Origin of the sequence: Bathymodiolus azoricus thioautotrophic gill symbiont (assembly GCF_001298715.1) — a bacterium.
GTDB lineage: Bacteria > Pseudomonadota > Gammaproteobacteria > PS1 > Pseudothioglobaceae > Thiodubiliella.
The window spans coordinates 1-1474 of the sequence record NZ_CDSC02000426.1 but is presented as its reverse complement, the minus strand read 5'-3'; the positions used below and the strand labels follow the sequence as shown (position 1 = coordinate 1474).

2 protein-coding genes and 1 pseudogene are annotated in these 1474 nt (G+C 38.9%); all 3 read left to right on the top strand.

What is annotated here, in order from left to right:
- Positions 1–225, top strand: a pseudogene (locus tag BAZSYMA_RS08140) (ABC transporter ATP-binding protein); the annotation flags it as partial.
- A gap of 6 nt (positions 226–231) precedes the next feature.
- Positions 232–771 carry a haloacid dehalogenase-like hydrolase gene (locus BAZSYMA_RS08135; RefSeq protein ID WP_090717757.1) on the top strand — a complete coding sequence of 180 codons (540 nt, stop codon included), beginning with the start codon at positions 232–234 and terminating at the stop codon, positions 769–771.
- A 297-nt stretch (positions 772–1068) separates the two neighbouring features.
- The gene (locus BAZSYMA_RS08130; RefSeq protein WP_090717754.1) at positions 1069–1449 is read left to right on the top strand and encodes a transposase; all 381 of its coding nucleotides are present in this window, start codon (positions 1069–1071) and stop codon (positions 1447–1449) included.
- Positions 1450–1474 lie beyond the last annotated feature (25 nt).

Here is a 1474-nt window from a genome sequence, read left to right as displayed (position 1 = left end):
GCCGATGATGCGTCAAAGAAAAAACTCACTTATAAGCAACAACAAGAACTCACCACACTACCTGAGAAAATCGAAAAAGCAGAGATTGAAATCGGAGAAATACAACTAAAACTCTCTGACCCTGAGTTTTTCCAGCAAGACGAATCGCAAGATGCACTTATCCGCCTCTCTCGCTTGGAAGCCGACTTAGAGCGCTATTATGAAAAATGGAGTGAACTGGAATAATCAACAATGAATAAAAATATCCCTTTAATTGTCGATCTAGACCATACGCTGATTGATACCGATTTACTATTTGAATCTTCTATTGCAACGCTAAAAAAAAGCCCTTGGCTAATAGCGCTATATCCATTTTGGCTACTACAAGGCAAAGGTTACCTCAAAGAACAACTCATCAAGCATTGCGATATTGACATCAGCACCCTGCCCTATAACCAAACTACCATTGACTATATTAATAAGTGTAAAAAAGAAGGTGTGCAAGTTATCCTTGCCACTGCCTCTCACGGGTTTTACGCACGCAAAGTAGCCAAACATACAGGTTTATTTGACGATGTAATGGCAAGCAACAAACACTTTAACCTCTCTTCACACAATAAAGCTGATAAGCTAATTGAGCGTTTTGGCAAGCAAGGCTTTGACTATATCGGTGACCATATGCGTGATTTACCTGTGTGGCAAGCCTCAAACTTAGCTATCCTAACGAATGTATCAAATAAAGTTATTCGTAAAACACAGCATTTAAACACTTTGGTTTTATCGAGAAAATAAAAATTACTTTCAAAATAGCCTAACACCTGTAATTTTCAAGTCTGTAGCAATAATGCCAATTAAACGGATGATATCCCCCTTTATCTAAATGAATTATGATTAAAAATCTATCTATGCTTGAATAATACTGCCAACAATACCTAAGGAGATCTTTGCATAAATAGCGTGCATGAGTTAATCTCAACTTACGGTATGGAAGCTATACCACAAGCCATGGAGATATTGTTTAATCAGGCTATGCAACTAGAGCGAGAACAACACCTAGGTGCTGGGCATTATTAGCGTAGTAACGATCAATTGGATTATACTAATGGTTACAAACCAAAACGCATTAAGACGCGTATTGGTCAGTTAGATTTATCTGTGCCGCAAACACGAGACAGTGGTTTTTATCCTAATTGTTTAGAGAAAGGCTTGCGCTCCGAGCGCGCACTAAGTATTGCCCTAAGTGAGATGTACATCAATGATGTTAGCACTCGTAAGGTTAATAATATTGTTGAACAAATATGTGGATTTGAAGTCTCTGCACAGATGGCGTCAAACACTTCAAAAGAGCTAGACGCAAGCCTTTCGGATTGGCGCAATAAAAGAGATTATTTATTGGTTGATGCTAGGTATGAGCAAGTGCGTGCAGATGGTATGGTTAGAGACTGTGCTGTGTGTGATTGCCATTGGTAAGGTAAACGAGAAGTATTGGGCGCTC